This window comes from Candidatus Melainabacteria bacterium (assembly GCA_003963305.1).
In the GTDB taxonomy this organism is placed as follows: Bacteria; Cyanobacteriota; Vampirovibrionia; order Obscuribacterales; family Obscuribacteraceae; genus PALSA-1081.
The window spans coordinates 333,963-349,997 of record RXJR01000009.1 but is presented as its reverse complement, the minus strand read 5'-3'; the positions used below and the strand labels follow the sequence as shown (position 1 = coordinate 349,997).

Annotated in this window: 15 protein-coding genes; 6 read left to right on the top strand and 9 right to left on the bottom strand. The window is 50.0% G+C overall.

What is annotated here, in order from left to right; genetic code table 11:
• Nucleotides 1-39: 39 nt before the first annotated feature.
• Nucleotides 40-1,404: a rod shape-determining protein RodA gene (rodA, locus tag EKK48_11550; protein RTL42614.1), complete on the top strand. Its 1,365-nt coding sequence runs from the start codon at nucleotides 40-42 to the stop codon at nucleotides 1,402-1,404.
• A gap of 18 nt (nucleotides 1,405-1,422) precedes the next feature.
• Here rodA and EKK48_11545 read toward each other — a convergent pair whose 3' ends face one another.
• Nucleotides 1,423-3,192, bottom strand: a complete 1,770-nt coding sequence (locus tag EKK48_11545) for a PAS domain S-box protein (GenBank protein ID RTL42613.1) — start codon at nucleotides 3,190-3,192, stop codon at nucleotides 1,423-1,425.
• Nucleotides 3,193-3,255: 63 nt separating this feature from the next.
• Here EKK48_11545 and EKK48_11540 point away from each other — a divergent pair, with 63 nt between their 5' ends.
• Nucleotides 3,256-3,948, top strand: coding sequence for a response regulator transcription factor (locus EKK48_11540; protein RTL42612.1), 693 nt, complete (start codon nucleotides 3,256-3,258; stop codon nucleotides 3,946-3,948).
• A 136-nt stretch (nucleotides 3,949-4,084) separates the two neighbouring features.
• Entirely contained in the window at nucleotides 4,085-4,909 is an 825-nt protein-coding gene (locus EKK48_11535; protein RTL42798.1) for a 4-hydroxybenzoate octaprenyltransferase, read from the top strand.
• On the opposite strand, the gene EKK48_11530 is transcribed toward EKK48_11535, so the two are convergent.
• The 7 genes from EKK48_11530 to EKK48_11500 all read right to left on the bottom strand — a co-directional run bounded on the left by EKK48_11530 (nucleotide 4,906) and on the right by EKK48_11500 (nucleotide 11,884).
• Nucleotides 4,906-5,532: a hypothetical protein gene (locus tag EKK48_11530; GenBank protein RTL42611.1), complete on the bottom strand. Its 627-nt coding sequence runs from the start codon at nucleotides 5,530-5,532 to the stop codon at nucleotides 4,906-4,908. The genes EKK48_11535 and EKK48_11530 overlap by 4 nt on opposite strands.
• A gap of 57 nt (nucleotides 5,533-5,589) precedes the next feature.
• Nucleotides 5,590-6,573 (bottom strand): polyphosphate kinase 2, encoded by a 984-nt coding sequence (ppk2, locus tag EKK48_11525; GenBank protein ID RTL42797.1) that lies wholly within the window; start codon nucleotides 6,571-6,573, stop codon nucleotides 5,590-5,592.
• Nucleotides 6,574-6,810: 237 nt separating this feature from the next.
• Nucleotides 6,811-7,242, bottom strand: coding sequence for a MarR family transcriptional regulator (locus EKK48_11520; GenBank protein RTL42610.1), 432 nt, complete (start codon nucleotides 7,240-7,242; stop codon nucleotides 6,811-6,813).
• A gap of 90 nt (nucleotides 7,243-7,332) precedes the next feature.
• Nucleotides 7,333-7,632 carry a YbaB/EbfC family nucleoid-associated protein gene (locus tag EKK48_11515; protein RTL42609.1) on the bottom strand — a complete coding sequence of 100 codons (300 nt, stop codon included), beginning with the start codon at nucleotides 7,630-7,632 and terminating at the stop codon, nucleotides 7,333-7,335.
• Nucleotides 7,633-7,651: 19 nt separating this feature from the next.
• The gene (locus EKK48_11510) at nucleotides 7,652-8,611 is read right to left on the bottom strand and encodes a YbaB/EbfC family DNA-binding protein (GenBank protein RTL42608.1); all 960 of its coding nucleotides are present in this window, start codon (nucleotides 8,609-8,611) and stop codon (nucleotides 7,652-7,654) included.
• A 69-nt stretch (nucleotides 8,612-8,680) separates the two neighbouring features.
• Nucleotides 8,681-9,256, bottom strand: coding sequence for a hypothetical protein (locus EKK48_11505; GenBank protein RTL42607.1), 576 nt, complete (start codon nucleotides 9,254-9,256; stop codon nucleotides 8,681-8,683).
• A gap of 87 nt (nucleotides 9,257-9,343) precedes the next feature.
• Entirely contained in the window at nucleotides 9,344-11,884 is a 2,541-nt protein-coding gene (locus EKK48_11500) for a serine/threonine-protein kinase (protein ID RTL42606.1), read from the bottom strand.
• Between the two features lie 192 nt (nucleotides 11,885-12,076).
• On the opposite strand from EKK48_11500, the gene EKK48_11495 reads away from it, so the two are divergent.
• The gene (locus tag EKK48_11495) at nucleotides 12,077-13,117 is read left to right on the top strand and encodes a KpsF/GutQ family sugar-phosphate isomerase (GenBank protein RTL42605.1); all 1,041 of its coding nucleotides are present in this window, start codon (nucleotides 12,077-12,079) and stop codon (nucleotides 13,115-13,117) included.
• Nucleotides 13,118-13,470: 353 nt separating this feature from the next.
• Nucleotides 13,471-13,737, top strand: coding sequence for a hypothetical protein (locus tag EKK48_11490; protein RTL42604.1), 267 nt, complete (start codon nucleotides 13,471-13,473; stop codon nucleotides 13,735-13,737).
• Here the strand turns inward: EKK48_11490 and EKK48_11485 are convergent.
• The gene (locus EKK48_11485) at nucleotides 13,734-14,711 is read right to left on the bottom strand and encodes an NAD(P)H-quinone oxidoreductase (protein RTL42603.1); all 978 of its coding nucleotides are present in this window, start codon (nucleotides 14,709-14,711) and stop codon (nucleotides 13,734-13,736) included. The two genes, EKK48_11490 and EKK48_11485, sit on opposite strands and share 4 nt — an antisense overlap.
• A 242-nt stretch (nucleotides 14,712-14,953) precedes the next feature.
• Between EKK48_11485 and EKK48_11480 the strand changes: the two genes are divergently transcribed.
• Nucleotides 14,954-16,033: a tetratricopeptide repeat protein gene (locus tag EKK48_11480; protein ID RTL42602.1), complete on the top strand. Its 1,080-nt coding sequence runs from the start codon at nucleotides 14,954-14,956 to the stop codon at nucleotides 16,031-16,033.
• The last annotated feature ends 2 nt before the right edge of the window (nucleotides 16,034-16,035 follow it).

The following is a 16,035-nucleotide window of genomic DNA, read 5'->3' as shown; positions in this document are numbered from 1 at the left end:
CCGGCTGAGCTTTTGTCAAAGATGTTTTAGCAAGCCCGATTGCGAGGCAACAAAAGGCTCACAAGTGCTACCATAAAGCCGTTCGGGGCGCGTATCGGAACTAATTTGAACTCGATCTTGCAAGCCTCTCCGGCTGGCTATTACATTCGAACAATTTACAACTTCCTGTCGGCAGTAGATTGGTATCTGGTTGGCGCGACAGCTTTTCTCGTATTCACCGGGCTGAACATCCTTCACTACTCACAACACACGCTTGATTATTACAACAAGCAGATGGAATTCATGTGGGCGGGAGTGGCGCTGGCTATCATTTTCGCCCGCATTCCTTACTATTTTTGGACCTCAAAATGGGTTGTGCCGGTAATTTACGTAGCCAATCTGGGTCTGCTTCTTGCGGTCATGATTAAAGGACATAGCGCCCAGGGCGCCCAGCGCTGGCTGGCGCTTGGTCCAATCACTCTCCAACCTTCAGAAATTGCCAAAATCGTCGTCATTTTTACAATCTCAGCCTGGCTGAAAAAATTTCCGATCAAAAGCTTTTTCGATATCTTCAAAGTTATCGGAATCATCATTCCGCCTGCCGTGCTCGTTTTTAAACAGCCTGACCTTGGCACATCGTTGACATTCGGCGCCGTCTTCTTGGGAACTGTTTTCTGGTCTGGTGGCACCATAACCGATATCTTGATTCTGATAAGCCCCCTGATTAGCCTCGTTCTTGATGCGGTCAATCCCCAGTGGTGGTTGTATTTCCTGCCCACACTGGGAGTGATTCTGCTGCTCTTCTGGCGACATAAAAACTGGCACTGGGCAGTAAGAATTCTGCTCATAGCCGTGGTGGTCGCTGCAAATTACGGCGCCGGGCTGGCCAGACCACACATGTGGAATCTGCTCAAAGAGTATCAGCAGAAGCGACTGACTAGTTTCGTCAATCCTTACGAAGACCCGAGAGGATCCGGTTATCACATTCTGCAGAGCCTGATTGCCATCGGCAGTGGTGGCATAAACGGCACCGGGCTCGGTAAAGGCAATCAATCGCAAGGAGCATTCATTCCCGAGCGGCACACCGACTTTATTTTTGCTGTTCTGGGCGAAGAGCTGGGATTCAAAATTGCATTTTTCGTTGTGCTGGCCTACGCAGTAATCTGCGCCAGAGGACTGATTATCGCCTACCAGAGCCGCGGTGATCCGGCCGGCAGTGTCATGGCTATCGGTCTGATGTGCATGTTTTTGTTTCACGTCTTCATCAACATCGGCATGACCATAGGCATCATGCCTGTTGCCGGAGTGCCCCTGCCCTTCCTCAGCTACGGGGGCACAGCTTTGCTTGTCGATCTCGTTTCGATTGGACTGATGGAGTCAGTCTATGCCTACAGCCGCAACGGGCGAGCTGAGAGCCGCAGATAGCCATGACTCACACCCGAGTCAGCCGGCTTCTGCTTGCCGAGGCAGTGTGAAAGCAAATTTGGTGCCCCTGGGGCTTACCCGCTCCGCCCAGATCTTTCCACCATGCAATTCGACAAAAGCCTTGCAAATGGTCAACCCTAATCCGGAGCCCTTAGCCTGATCATCACCTTGCACCTGATGGAAGCGTTCAAACACTTTGTCGAGTTGGTCCGCAGGAATCCCCGGTCCCTCATCAATAATTGAAACAGTGACCTTTTCGCTGTCGGCTTCAGCCGCTACTCTCACAGAGTCACCTGAGTTGGAGTACTTTATAGCGTTGCCTACCAGATTAATGATGACACGATCGATCTTATCGGCATCACCTGAAACAACAATGGATGTTTCGTCAGCGCTCAAGTGAACACCTTTGCCCTCTGCTGCCGGCGCCAGTGCTTCCAGGCAAGCCTGAAAACACTCATCGAGATGAACAGACTCGGTCTCGAGCACCATCTTGCCTGAGCGAATTTTTTCAATGTCGAGCAAATCACTGATCAATCTAATCAGTCTCTCGACATTGCGCTCACCAAGCTGAACATAGTGCGCTCGTCGCTCTTGCAATTGCGAATTTGTACTGGACAACACTTCGAAGACATGATTCAAAGTGGTAAGCGGTGTGCGCAAATCATGACTGACCATGTACAAGACTTCTTCGCGCAGACGTTCAGCAGCGCGTCGCTCGCTGATATCGTGAACGACACAAAATGCCGTGTGCTCATCTTCAGACCACTGCACAGACCAGGAAGTATCGATCGGGCGCAGATCGCGGTGACGCAACTTGATCTCAACAGGCTCACTTTGCTTAATCTTCTGCAACTGCTCGAGAAATGACTGAGCAACTTCCGGCTCCTCAGCAATTAAATTGATCAAACGAGCGCCAATCAGCTCCTCAGGTGTAAATCCAAGCATCTCAGTGCAAGCAGGATTGATGGCTACAATTCGACCGCTCTTCTCAATTGAGCAAATAACGTCGCGTGCTCCCTCTATAACGAGATGCTCTTTCGTGGCTGTTTCTTTCAACACTTTGACCATTTCGTGAAATGTTTGATCGATGCGCGCAATTTCATCGCCACCACTCATTGGCGCAGGTAGAGGCAAATTGCTAGCCATTCTCAAATTATTGTCGTCGAGCCGCTTTAAGCGCCGGGAAATATTTGAAGCTAACAGTAAAGCCAGAGTGCCAGAGACAATCAATGTAGCTGTGCTTCCAAAGAGCGCCACACGTTGAAATTTTTCGCGCAGCGCAGACTCAGTCAGCATGCCCTTTTCGGCCATAGCTTTCAGCTCTTTCTCAGCACTGAGAAGACCTCCGAAAATCATCTCTTTGACCGAGCCCCGCAAGCTTACCCACAGCGGCTTGCGCAACTTACCATCGGGAGTCGAAACGATCATTTTAAAAGTCTGCTGCACTTGCAAGCTGGCTTTTTCGGAACGCTCTACAGCCTTTTGCAGATCCGAACCGGGCTCGATTACAGTTTTGAGTTCTTCGTAGGCACTGCGGGTGCGCGACGTTATTTCCTCAACCGCTTTCAACTGAGAATCAGGATCATCAGCTGCATGCCTGGCTACGTCATAAGCCAGCGACATCAACTTGGATATGCTCTCGGCTATCTCTCGTTGTCTGACCGCCTGATTTAACTGCTGCTCAGCCTGCGACTGCAAATCAGCCATCCACAGAAGCAGCAAAAGCTGCATCACCAGAGGAACAATGGCTAAAATTAGAACTTGCGCCGCTACGGGAATTCTGCGCATCGAACCGCTACTTTGAGATCGAAGTTATAATTATAGGCGCTTCAATCCCTCACGCATTAACCATTGGCAAAAGTTCTACTGGTCGAAGACGATAGCGATCTGTCAACAACAGTGGTCGACGCACTGCGTGATGAGAGATATGTGGTCGAGTCTGTAGACAATGGCAATGATGGTGCACAGCTCCTGAAATCTGAAGATTTCGACGTGATTATTTTGGACTGGGATCTGCCGGGCAGATCAGGTGTGGATATTTTGCGCGAGTTTCGCGCCAGGGGCAAAACGACTCCAATCATTATGCTGACCGGCCGCACACATATCGACAACAAAGAAGAGGGCATGGAATCGGGCGCAGACGACTACCTCTGCAAACCTTTTGAAATGCGTGAACTGAAAGCGCGATTGAAAGCGCTGTTACGACGTGCCAGTGGTGCTGCCAGCAATAAGATTTGCGTGGGCGACCTTGAGCTCGACCCCGGCAAATATACAATCACAAAGGGCGGCGTTGATTTACATCTGGCGCCCAAAGATTTTGCCTTGCTGGAATTTTTCATGCGTAATCCCGACCAGGTCTTCAGCGTGCCGACAATAATGTCACGCGTATGGAGCTACGACTCAGATGCGTCTTCTGAAGGGTTAAGATCTGCAATCAGAAGAATCAGAAAAGTGATCGATACTGGCGAAGATCAGTCAAACTCAATGATCGAGAACGTCGCTCGTATCGGTTACCGGCTTAAAACGCCAAAAGCCAGGGGCTGAATAGCTCAGCCGGGCTTCATCTCAGACAGCCACGAACACTTGACTACCCAAATCAGACCTTATGAATAACGCCACCGAGCCGCTCAATCAATCAACCAGCCCGCCTGCTCGCGGGCTCTTCGCCGAATGGTCTGAGATGATCAAGCTCGAGCACACTGTCTTCGCCCTGCCATTCGCCCTTTCTGGACTGCTTCTCGCGTCGGCAGCCTGGCCTTCGCTTGCCACTGTCTTCTGGACGATAGCTGCTTTCGCCGGTGCACGAGCGGCATCAATGACGCTGAACAGATTGATCGACGCCAAAATAGATGCACGCAATCCACGCACCAAAGATCGCTCTATTCCAGCCGGTCGAATTACAGTAAAACAAGCAGTTCTGTTTACTATAGGCTCATTTACGATCATGGCGATTGCCGCTACCAGGCTGCCTTCACTTTGCGTGCAACTGCTGCCCATAGCCGTTATCTGGCTGAGCTTCTATTCCTTTACCAAGAGATTCACCTGGTTCTGCCACATTGTTCTTGGTATCGCCATTGGTGGCGCTGCCCTGGGCGGTTGGGTAGCGGCGGGAGGTGGTCTCGACGCCCCTGCCGCCTGGTTGCTAATGCTGGCTGTAGCGACCTGGGTAGGCAGCTTCGACATTATCTACGCATGCCAGGATGTAGAAATCGATCGCAATGAAAAGTTGCACAGCATTCCAGCTAAATTCGGCATCGCCAACGCCCTGATTATCTCTTCGGCGCTACACGTAGTGACGGTTTTAAGTCTGATTGCCGTAGGCCTGCTCTGTCAGCTTGGTGCATTTTATTGGATTGGTTTTGCAATCGTCGTAGGCATGCTGATTTATGAACACAGCATCGTCAAACCGAATGATTTGTCTCGCGTTAACGCAGCATTCTTCACTGTAAACGGTGTGGTCAGCATCCTCATGTTTGTCGCCATCTTGCTCGACAAACTGTTCTAGAGATGTTTCAGATTGAAGATATCTTCGGAGATTTGTCTGTCAAAACTCACATCTCCAAAGATCACTTCCGCTTTGTCGCCTGATTTGAATTCAATGATCATTCGTCGAAGCTTATAGCCAAGGCTGTCGATCAATAAATCGGCTACGTAAGAAGCTTCGGGATTGGTTGACTTAATGCGATGACACGATCTGTCGGCAATGGAAGTGTGCTCGATTTGAACGTACGGTGAAGCGTTGATGAGGGCGGCAGGTCCCGCGTAATCCGGCATCAACATCATTGGCACCAGATATGATGCCTCTTGAGCGGCCGTGCCGATTTCATCAAGTAATCTGGGAATATTGTCACAGGGAAGATGATTGAAATCATTGTTGTAGCTAGTGAAAAGCTCATTCCCGTCGGACCAGATAAATTCCGACAGTCCAGTTTCCTCAGCTTGATGGCTAAATTCGAATCTGAAAAGATTAGGGCGTACAAAATACGTCTTGAACGTCATTACACCCCGTGTTGCTTCGATTTTGCCCGAGTCTGAATAAGTACCGCAATCGCCGTACTTCTGAGCCATACGTTCGAATATTTCGTCGCCGTTCAACTGACTGGTGCACTCACTTTCAAATAGATCCAATCCTTCTCTTACAATGCACACACAGTTGTGCATTGCACCTGACCTGCTGACCAGGTTTCAATCCTGGTTGGCGCTGTTTCGATGATAGCGCTGAACAATGTTGGGATCAGGAAAGAGCTGGGTTTTGGGAGTATCTTTTCCAGAATAATCTAAAGTGCTCAACACATAGCGAATACTTTCCAGTCTGGCTTTTTTCTTGTTGTTAGCTTGCACAATGATCCAGGGGCTGAATGACGTATGCGTACGACTGAACATCAGCTCTTTATAATGGCTGTACTTTTGCCAGAGATCCTGCGCTTTCTCATCAATCGGGCTCAGCTTCCATTGCTTGAGCGGATTGACACGACGCGATGTAAATCTGGCCATCTGCTCTTCTCGCGTTATAGAGAACCAGAATTTTATAATCGTAATGCCGTCTTCGTAGAGCATGTGCTCATATTCAGTCACTTGCTGCATAAACCGATCGTACTCTTCTTCAGTACAAAATCCGTTCACAGGCTCGACTACAGCTCGGTTGTACCAGCTGCGGTCGAAGAAAACAATCTCGCCTGCACTTGGCAGTTGCACACTGTAGCGCTGGAAGTACCATTGCCCCGTTTCCACTTCACTTGGCTTAGGTAGTGCTACAACCCGCATGGAACGCGGATTCAGATGCTCGGTAAATCTGCGAATAGCACCGCCTTTTCCGGCAGCATCTCTACCCTCAAACAAAATTGCAATGCGCTTGCCGTTCTTCTGTGCCCACCGCTGCAATTTGACTAACTCAATCTGTAAGAGCACCAGCTCTTCTTCATAATTCATCTCATTGAGAACAGACTTGAGTTTAATGTTCTTGGATTTCAACAATTTGAGCAGACCACGCTGGGTGTTCACCCGAGCCAGATCATCAGCGTCAATTTTTCCCGTCTCGGGCTTTTCAGACTGAATCTCGGCGTCGTTGTCCCTGATACCGTTCCGTCCGTTCTTTTCGACAGCCGTTGATTTGACAGAGCTCCTCTGCGAGCTGGCTTTGCCATTTGCAGCACCTGCATTATCAGACATCAGGTCTGCACTGGTCTGCTCAATAACAGCATCGGTAACCGCTTTCGAGTTTCTTCTCCGGCGCGCGATACCCACCGTGCCTGTCCGTCTTGTCTGAGCCGCACGAAGGGATGGTGCACGACCTCGACCATTGTTAGTAGATTTAGCCATTTAAACTAACCTCAAGCCATCAAAGTCATTGTTCACCAGTCAGCAGTAATTCTCACGCTTTAACTGATTCTTGTAATCAAAAAATTGTCAGTCGGAAGAAGCTGCCGACTTACCTAGTTTTTTCAGGAGCTTGAGAAGAGTCTGACGCTCAGCAACGCTGAGTGGAGCTGCCATTTGCTCCATATCAACTTGATGCTTTTCAAACGCTTCCCGTATCACTCTCGTCCCTTCTTCAGTCAAACTCACCACCTTGGCTCGACGATCTTCGTCTGAGCTGGAACGCTCGACAAAACCGCGACGCTCGAGACGATCAACAGCTGTGGTAATCGAACCACTGGTGAGCGACACCTTCGTTCCAATTGCGTTTATAGTTTGCGAACCGCGATGGAGAAGACACTCCATCACAGCGAAGTCAGAGTAACACATGCCGAAAGTTTCGATACTACGCTCGGCCTGACTGTGGCAGGCATCATAAGCCTTCCAGAGAACTAACCAGGTGTGCACACCGCTTGTATCCATACTGTCTATTAAACCAAAAAAACAGTCCCTAGCACGACACTTGACTTCGTTTTTTCAAATTCGAGCCTGATATCACATCAAGTATCACGCTCACTGAAATCCGAATTCTTGCCGCAAAGCATCAGTCTTCAGTTTTACTTCAAGAAGCACCTGTTTAACCGCATCTTGAGTTGCCTCGAGCAGAAGTTGCTCGAGTTGCTCTTTGTTTGCCTCGGAAACTAGCGACGGATCGATCTTTACTGATTCAAATCTGGTGCCGCCGCTTAAGACTATGCGAACCGCCCCGTCTCCGGACACCCCCTCAACCTTGATAGCATCAAGTTCACGTCTGATCTTGAGCAGAAGCTGATGCATCCGGGGCAACGGATTTTCATTGGAGAAATTAGTCATGTCAATTGCTGCATGGTTATCAGAGCCCGAGCTGACCCAATTGCTGGTTCAAAACACTCTTCTTAGTTGCTTCCATCTTTACTCGCGTTTGCTGAGCTACATCGTTGAGCGCACACAGCACCAGGTCTTCCAGCATACCGACATCTTCAGCGTTAATTGCTTCAGGAGAGAGTTTGACGCCGGTAAATTGCAAGTTACCTTTACTGGTAATAACAACGGCACCACCACCCGAAGATCCCTTCACCTCGGTTTCCATCATTGCTTTCACATAATCATCAGCACCAGCTTTTGCTTTGGCCCAGGCACGCTGGAGCAGTTCGGGATCATTAAGCATGCTTGCCACAGCATTTTTGGTCAAATGAGATCCCTCGTCCAGGTCGACGAAACCTCGACCCTTCGACGAGCTACTGCCGGATTCAGGATCAGTGTCACCGGCTTGATCATTTGGTGCAGTTTCGATCAGATCGGCAACGACAAGATCGTCTGGAGTCTCATCTCTCTCCAGATACCCGAAGCCACTACCTACGGTGCAATATGGCAAGTTCAGTTTTGCAATAATTGCATCATGACGATTGGATTCGAAAGTATAATTCTTCCGCAAGATCTCTTCTAGAGCTTCCACCTCATCAGGTGCAGAATAAACCAGGCAGAGCTTTTCAGGGTCTCCGCCCGAGCTTGGTTGATCAACGCCCGAAAAATAACCAGGGCAGGAATTGTACTGATCAAGCAGTTTGCCCGAATCAAACAGCTTGTAAATGAGCAAGTCATCGTCATGAATCATGACTGCGAAAGCAGGACACTTTAGAAGCGCCGATAACTGTTCAGCCAATTCGAATAGGACTGAGTCGTGTTTTGGAAAAACGCAGATAAAGTCATCGATGGGATAGACGAACGTATGCCGTTTCTGCTCTATCAGAAAGTTGATGACTTTATCCCGTTCACCAGTACTGAGAGTTATGTTTGAGTAGAAGTTTCCCATATCTTCCCCTGAAGCTATTCAGCGCCTAGATAGACTGACACCGACAAAAGTGGGACGGGCGGAGGGAACCTAAGGTCCGTTCACTTTATAGCCGGCCGGCACCGTCATCGAAAACAAAGACGCATCCGGAGCTTTCGCTGCAAAAGTCTTCAGTGTCATTACACTTTTGCCGTTTGGAAGTTGAGTATTTGATTGCACCAACCAATCGATGTCATTACCTATCCAGACTTGAGTGACGGTTTTGGTTGCAGGTTGGTTATATTCCCAGCCGTGGCATGGATGTCCAGCTACCACTTTATTACCGATGTCCTTGGCGCCCTTCTTTTTCATATCGGCACTCTCGGACCCCTGATAACTGTCGGCTGTTAGTTTGCTCTTGATGGCCATTTTCTGAGCGTCAAGAATAGTAATGGAGACAAGGTTCGGATAATCAGAGATGGTAACGACTCTGGCGCCTGGGGTAACGGTCTCAGTTCTCATGCGCCCCTTGCCATCAGAACACATGCGCATCGTGTTGTTCCCGGTCGGGGCGGTCAGGTCATAAGAGGCGTCAAATGCCTTTTTAGGATAGTCAACAGCTAGTGCCGCGGAGCAACAAACCAGGGCCGTCACAAGCGATACGAGCCCAGCAACGATTCTTGTCATGATTCTTCCTTGTTAGTAATAAATCGAACCGCTAATTATACGAGACGCCCATCAATTAGCTGGTTAAATACAAGGTTCTCGCAAGAATCAAACGTCATGAAAAGAGTAGGCAGCCAGTTCACCTTCAACAGAGCCCATATAGAGCTTGTCATTCACCACAAGCGGTGCAGATTCAAGGCAGCGCTCGGTATCTTTCTGCCATTTTATTTCTCCAGTCTTAGAAGAGAATGCTTGCAGCCATCCTTCATGACTGGCGCTGAGAACAAGGTCTTTGTAGACAATGAGATTGGCTATCACCTTGCCGCGCACCGCACCCTTCCACTTCAAGCTGCCGTCATACTTCTCGCAGCAGTATAGCCATTTATCGTGGCTGGCAAAAATCACCGAAGTAAAAGCAATCACAGCGCGCGAGACAACCGGCTTATCGGTTGGATACTCCCAGATCAAATTGCCGTTGTCTGCCTCAAGCGCATAAAAGACTCCGTTAGAGGTTCCGAAATAGACACTGTCAACTGAAGCAGCAGGACTGGCGACAATTGCCGACGCAGTCTCAAACGTCCAGATGCTTTTGCCATTGTCGGCAGAAACTGCGTGGAAGTAACCACTCTTGGTGCCAAAAAGCAAAAGATCGGCGTGGCGTTGTGGAGCTGAAACTATCGGCTCATTCATTTGCTGCTGCCAACGAATAATGCCACTGGCTTGATCCAGACATACGAGACGACCCTTGGCTGTTGGCACAATCAAACAATCTTTGTAACTTACAGCCGTGGTGAGCAACTCATCCTCACAAGAGAAACTCCAGGCCTTAGCGCCAGTTTTTGCTGACAAAGTGACAACTTTACCGGTGGCGTTAAAGACAGATATCCTGTCTCCGCTAATCACCGGGCTCGACAAAATTGGACCGCCGCTATCGTACTTCCAGATTAGTTCTCCAGAATTGGCGTCGAGCGCATATACATGACAGTCAGAGGAAGCACAATAAATAATCCTATTGTCTTTATCGATGACCGGAGACGAAGACCAGCCAATTGGACCGCGAGTTTTAAAGGTCCAGATCTGGTCGATCGGTGCTCGCAATGATCCAGCCGGTACAGCCTTGAGCCCAGACGAGGAAATACGCGGCTGCGTCACCGACGGTATCGTCGGTGGTGCTCCAGCAGAAACTGGCGCCGCCTGCGATGGTGTTACAGGAGGTGCCCCGCTCCTGGGAGCAGCGAGAGGAGTTTTTCCTGACGGTTGATTAAAATCAGGCTGTCCATGCGTGTTCTTGCTGGCTGAAGTCGACTCCTTCGCAGCATTGACCACAGGCGCATTCGTTCCCGGCTGGTCGACACGGCGCTGATCTATGGGTGCAGCAGAGATGTTGGAGCTGTTCGGCTGCTTAGATATTCGCTGCGATACAACAAAATCTGTCTGTTTACGAGGCTGACGAACCGGCTCCGTATGCGGCTTGCCGGTCAATTTTTCAAGTCGCGCCTGCTCGGCAACGCTGCTTTCCAGTTGAGCCATCAACTCTTCCGACTCGGATCTGGGTAGATTCGACTGACCGGTGCGCACTTCTGCCACCTCAGGCAGTCTCAAATTTTGAGACTCTGACCGAGCCACGTCGCCAGGCGAGCGCGCCCACGTGCCATCCAGAGCAGTGACCGGGCTCAAACTGGCACTTGTCTCGACTTCAGCGCTTTTAGCCTGAATAAACTGCTGCTGCAACAGGGGGTCGACTTGCACCGGTCCTGAACGCAACAAAGGTCGATTGCCCAGCCCTAACCTGGCGACACGCAATTCAAAAATCAAGTCATCAAGAATGGTCAAAACTTCCGACATGTTTGAATAGCGTTCTTCAGGCGTTTTAGCCATCATGCGACGGATTACTTTGTCTAAGATGTCGGGGATAAGCGGATTGATCCGCTTAGCGGAAGGAATCGGCGCAGACGAATGTTTAGTTGCCATCTCGATCATTCCGCCCGCACGAAACGGCAACTGCCCGGTGGCCATTTCGAAGAAAAGAACTCCCAGTGAATAAATATCCGACCGGTGATCCTGAGGCTCTCCCCTGCACAGTTCAGGTGACATGTAGGCAGGAGTGCCCATGCCTTTGGTGGCCGAGTTGTAGTGAACCCGACCAACAAGAAGTCTGGCCAGACCGAAATCTCCAATCTTCAAATCACCTTCGGTGGTTATGAAAATGTTGTCAGCTTTGATGTCCTGGTGAATCACCCCGCGCTTATGGGCGAAAGTAAGCCCCGAAGCCAATTGCTTCATCCAGTTGAGACAGTGCTCGACAGCTAGAGGTCCACTCACGACACGATTGGCGAGGTTTCCGCCCGGCAAATATTCCATTGACACGTAATGGTGTTGCTTCTTTTGCCGCTCCTCTACACCAATTTCGTACACCGTAACGATATTGGGATGTTCTAATTGCGCGGCAAGCCTGGCTTCCTGTCTGAAAATTTCAACGTTTGACTTATCGGTCATCAACTCGGGCAGCAGCATTTTGATAGCCACATCCCTCATCAGTTGCTCGTCTCGGCAATGGTAGACAACACCCATGCCGCCCACGCCGAGCTCTTTGACTACCGTGTAGTGACCGTTTTCTAGCTTGTCGCCACGCGAAAAAATGACAGCCATCAGAGTTATTCAAATTCCTTTATTTATCTTGGACACTGAAAAGGTTCACTGCTACTGGCTTCATACCCCATTATTTTGCTCAGGTACCGGCACCTCCGCCCAACCTGAATATTTGTCAAGAAAACGATGAGCCATAAAAGCTAGAATGCCCATGTTCGACAAGACGGCTTGTCAAGAATCAAAGAGACCAGGATGCCTAATTCTAAAGAGTCAGCACAGGAAATTCCAACGCCAGCGGTCAATTTCGAACCCAGCCACGCGCCGACAGAATCGGCCTTAAGAGCCCAGGGCAAAGCTGTGCTCGAGATGGAAGCACTGGCGATTGCAGCGGTAGCCCAGAGACTCGACGAACAGTTCGACCTGGCCGTTAAGCTCCTCAGCGCCTGCGCGGGCAAGGTCGTTGTTACCGGCATGGGCAAGTCTGGGCATATAGCTACGAAACTTGCCGCCACTTTCGCATCAACTGGCACTCCGGCATTTTTTGTTCATCCTGCCGAGTTGCGGCACGGTGATTTCGGCATGCTCGACGAGAAAGATATCGTCGTTGCCCTGTCTGGCTCCGGTGAAACTAGCGAAATCAAACTGGCTCTGGACCCAATTAAACGTCTCGGTATTCCCATCATTGCTCTGACCGGCAACAAAAACTCCACCCTGGCGAAACACAGTAATGCAATTCTAGATGTTGGTGTGGCTCGAGAAGCTTGCCCACTCAATCTGGCACCCACCTCTTCCACGACTGCAGCTCTGGCGATGGGAGACGCACTAGCTATGGTGCTGATGTCGCAAAAAGGTTTTAGAGCCGAAGACTTTGCTCGCAGCCATCCCGGCGGAAGTCTTGGGCAGCAACTCATTACGGTAGCCGACATCATGCGTCCGGAGCAGGAAGTTCCAACTGTGCATATATCTTCCGGCTATACAAACGTGCTTCAGGAAATTGACAAACGTCGACTGGGCTTCACTTCGGTATGTGATGACGACGGCAAACTACAAGGCATCATCACCGACGGTGATTTACGTCGGGCCTTAGTCAATCACGCTGCCGCTGCATTTGAAAAAACTGCAGAACAGATTATGACCAAAAATCCGAAAACAATCTCGACCAGGTCACTGGCAGTCGAAGCATTGCGAGTCATGGAAAAGCACGCTATTTCAGACCTGCTCATTCTAGATGAGAAAGAACGACCGACTGGTTTGATTCATTTGAAAGATTTGCTCAAGGCTGGAATCATTTAAACGCGGTAGTTATAAGCGGTTCTAAGCTCTGATTTCCAAGCTCTGATTTCTAAGCTTGTGGGTTCTCAGCCCAGCACTCCGGCATGTCCACCAGATATACAAGGACCCTACCGACCCCTGAAAATCGACAAAAAGCGGCCGCTCACCCAGTTTGTCACTAAATACTCACGACGTGCCGACTACAATCAAACCTGAGCGTCGTGCGCGATTTGAGGATTTCGAACTCGAAAGGGCACGAATCTGTCGCCACCACTTCCGGTATCGATTATTGGAAAATTTTGCGTATTTGCCGTAGTGACAAACCCTTGAAAACCCTTTAAATTAGTCTGCATCTACCCCTTGGACATAAACTAATGAGCGAAGAGCACTCGCCGGACTTTGCGATAGACGCCAGTCTTGAACAGCTCCAGCAGCGTTATCCACAACTGGCTGACCTGCAAAATTTGCGTTCCAGCAAGAATCAGGAGCGCGCCAAACGATTCAAGCTGGCCCAGGACAGCAATACACAAAGCGCAGACATAAGTGGCGAAGAACAGTCACTGGCAGGGAAGTGGCTGCAATCTTACTATGAACGCCTTGCCCAGAAGCTGCATAAGTTCGACCCAAATTTTCCTGTCTAGACTTTCAAGACTGCTTTCCCAAAACTTTCATTGCTCTCGAGAAATTTGTGCGCTGCCGCCGCATCTTCGAGCGGGAACGTTTTATCGATCACGCCTTTCAGCTTGCCTTCTTCAATCAATGGAACTAGAGAACGACTGAACGTTTGAGCTACCGCAATCTTCTCTTCGAGAGGACGAGCGCGCAATGAAGTACCACGCAGCTCAATGCGCTTGCTCAGTAACAGCCCCAGATTCAACTGACAGGAAACCCCGCCCACCAGACCTACCAGCACGATTCGACCACGAGACGCCACACACTTGAGATTTTGAGAGATGTAGTCGCCACCGACCAGCTCCAGCGCTACATCCACACCAGCACCCTTTGTCGCTTTCAGAACATCGTCTGCAAAATTGGAATCGGCGCTTACTATCACCTCTTCCAAACCTAATTCTCTGAGACGCTTGGCTTTTACTGCACTTCTTGTAGTGCCAATCGGACGTGCGCCGATGGCATTGGCAATTTGAACGGCAGCCGTGCCGACACCACTGGCGGCGGCACTAATCAACACAGTCTCCCCGGCACTCAGGCGACATTGCGACACCATGGCATCATATGCGGTGATAAAAGCCTCAGGATATGCGGCTGCTTCTTCATATGACAGATGCGCTGGTATTTTGCTCGTGGCGCGAGCATGCACGACCAGATATTCAGCATATGCGCCGCCGCCAACAAGCCCGAAGACCCTGTCTCCGACTTTGAGATCAGTCACGGCATCTCCGACATCCTCCACCTGTCCGGCATACTCCAGACCAGGGATGTTGGCCGGCACTCCTGCCGGTGCAGGATACCGCCCTTCACGCTGGACGATGTCGGCACGGTTAACGGCAGTGGCGTGTACCCTGACGAGTACTTCGCCTCTCTGGGCAACCGGCTTCTCTACGTCGGCGCATTCAAGCACGTCCGCGCCACCCCTAGCAATCACAATCGCCCGCATAGATAAGCCTCCAAAAAGATTCAGTTAACCGAACAGATCGCAAAGTTTACACGGTCTGAACGATGCAATCACTTCACACATTTACATACTTACGAATCGGCAAACGCAGCCTGCGATAGCAAAGATCAGCGATCGATAGATCGAAATTTTTGTTTGCACTGATGTCAGCAGCGTTTTATACTTTTGTGGTGACGAGTGCCCCGACATAGAGCGCAAGCCACTTTCACAGAGGTAACATTGTAATGGGCGTAGAAACGGTAACTAAAATTGCTGAGAACAACAGTCGACCTGATTCAGAAAAAAACAAACCAGCGAAACTGATAATCGACGATCGAAATCTTTCAATTAAAGAGCAGCAACCTTTACCAACCAAAACAGCCTCTGTTGCGACCACAAGCAGCGATAACAACGCTGCAAGACCGATAGTAAAAGACAACTGGGACAAGATCGCCGCTGTAGCGCCGATCATCTCAGGCATGTTGATATTCTTGATGGGAGGCTACTTCACGTACGCCTTCAACCAACAGCAGCTGCGATTGCAAGAAATTCAGACCATCGAAAAATTCATTCCCCACTTGATGGGCAGTGAGCAGAGCAAGAAAGCAGCTATTTTAGCCATGTCTCAGCTGACCAATCCGGAACTAGCCGGCAAGTTTGCCAACATTTTCGCCAGCACAGGCACTGTCTCAGCTCTGCAATCAATGGTTGAGAACGGCAACGCGCATGAACGCGGCATCGCGACGAAGGCTCTTTCAGATGCTCTCGAAAGTCTGGCGGCGCGGGAAACAAAGCTGACAGCCATTCAAGCTGAGTATCAACAAGCAATTCAAAACAAAGCTTCTGCTCCTGAAGGCGATCAGGACTACATGCACAACCTCAGCAAACTGGGTGAGGTCTACAAACTTCAGGGTCAATCAACGCTGGCTGAGCCACTTTTGAAAAAATCTCTGGCCGCGCGCGAAAAGCTCTACGGACCTGAAAACCCTCAAGTAGCTGATGCACTGCGAAGTCTGGCAGAACTTTATCAGATGAACGGCAACTCTCAAGAGGCTGCAAACTATCTGAAACGCGCTCACGCAATAGAGGCGAAATACGCACCGAAAGTTACAGCTGAAACCGAACAAACCGCATCTCACGCTCTGGCAGCGAGAGAAACAGTGCCGCTCTCCGAGCCTGAAAAATCTCGCGAAATTGCAGAGAAGGCGGTTTCATCAAATCCCGGACCCAGCGCAGCAGCTGCTGCTGCCGAGAGTCGACCTGCTGAAGAAAAGAAGATTCGCTACGTTGAAGCCGTTGAAGAATCGAAAACCAAAGCGGAATAACG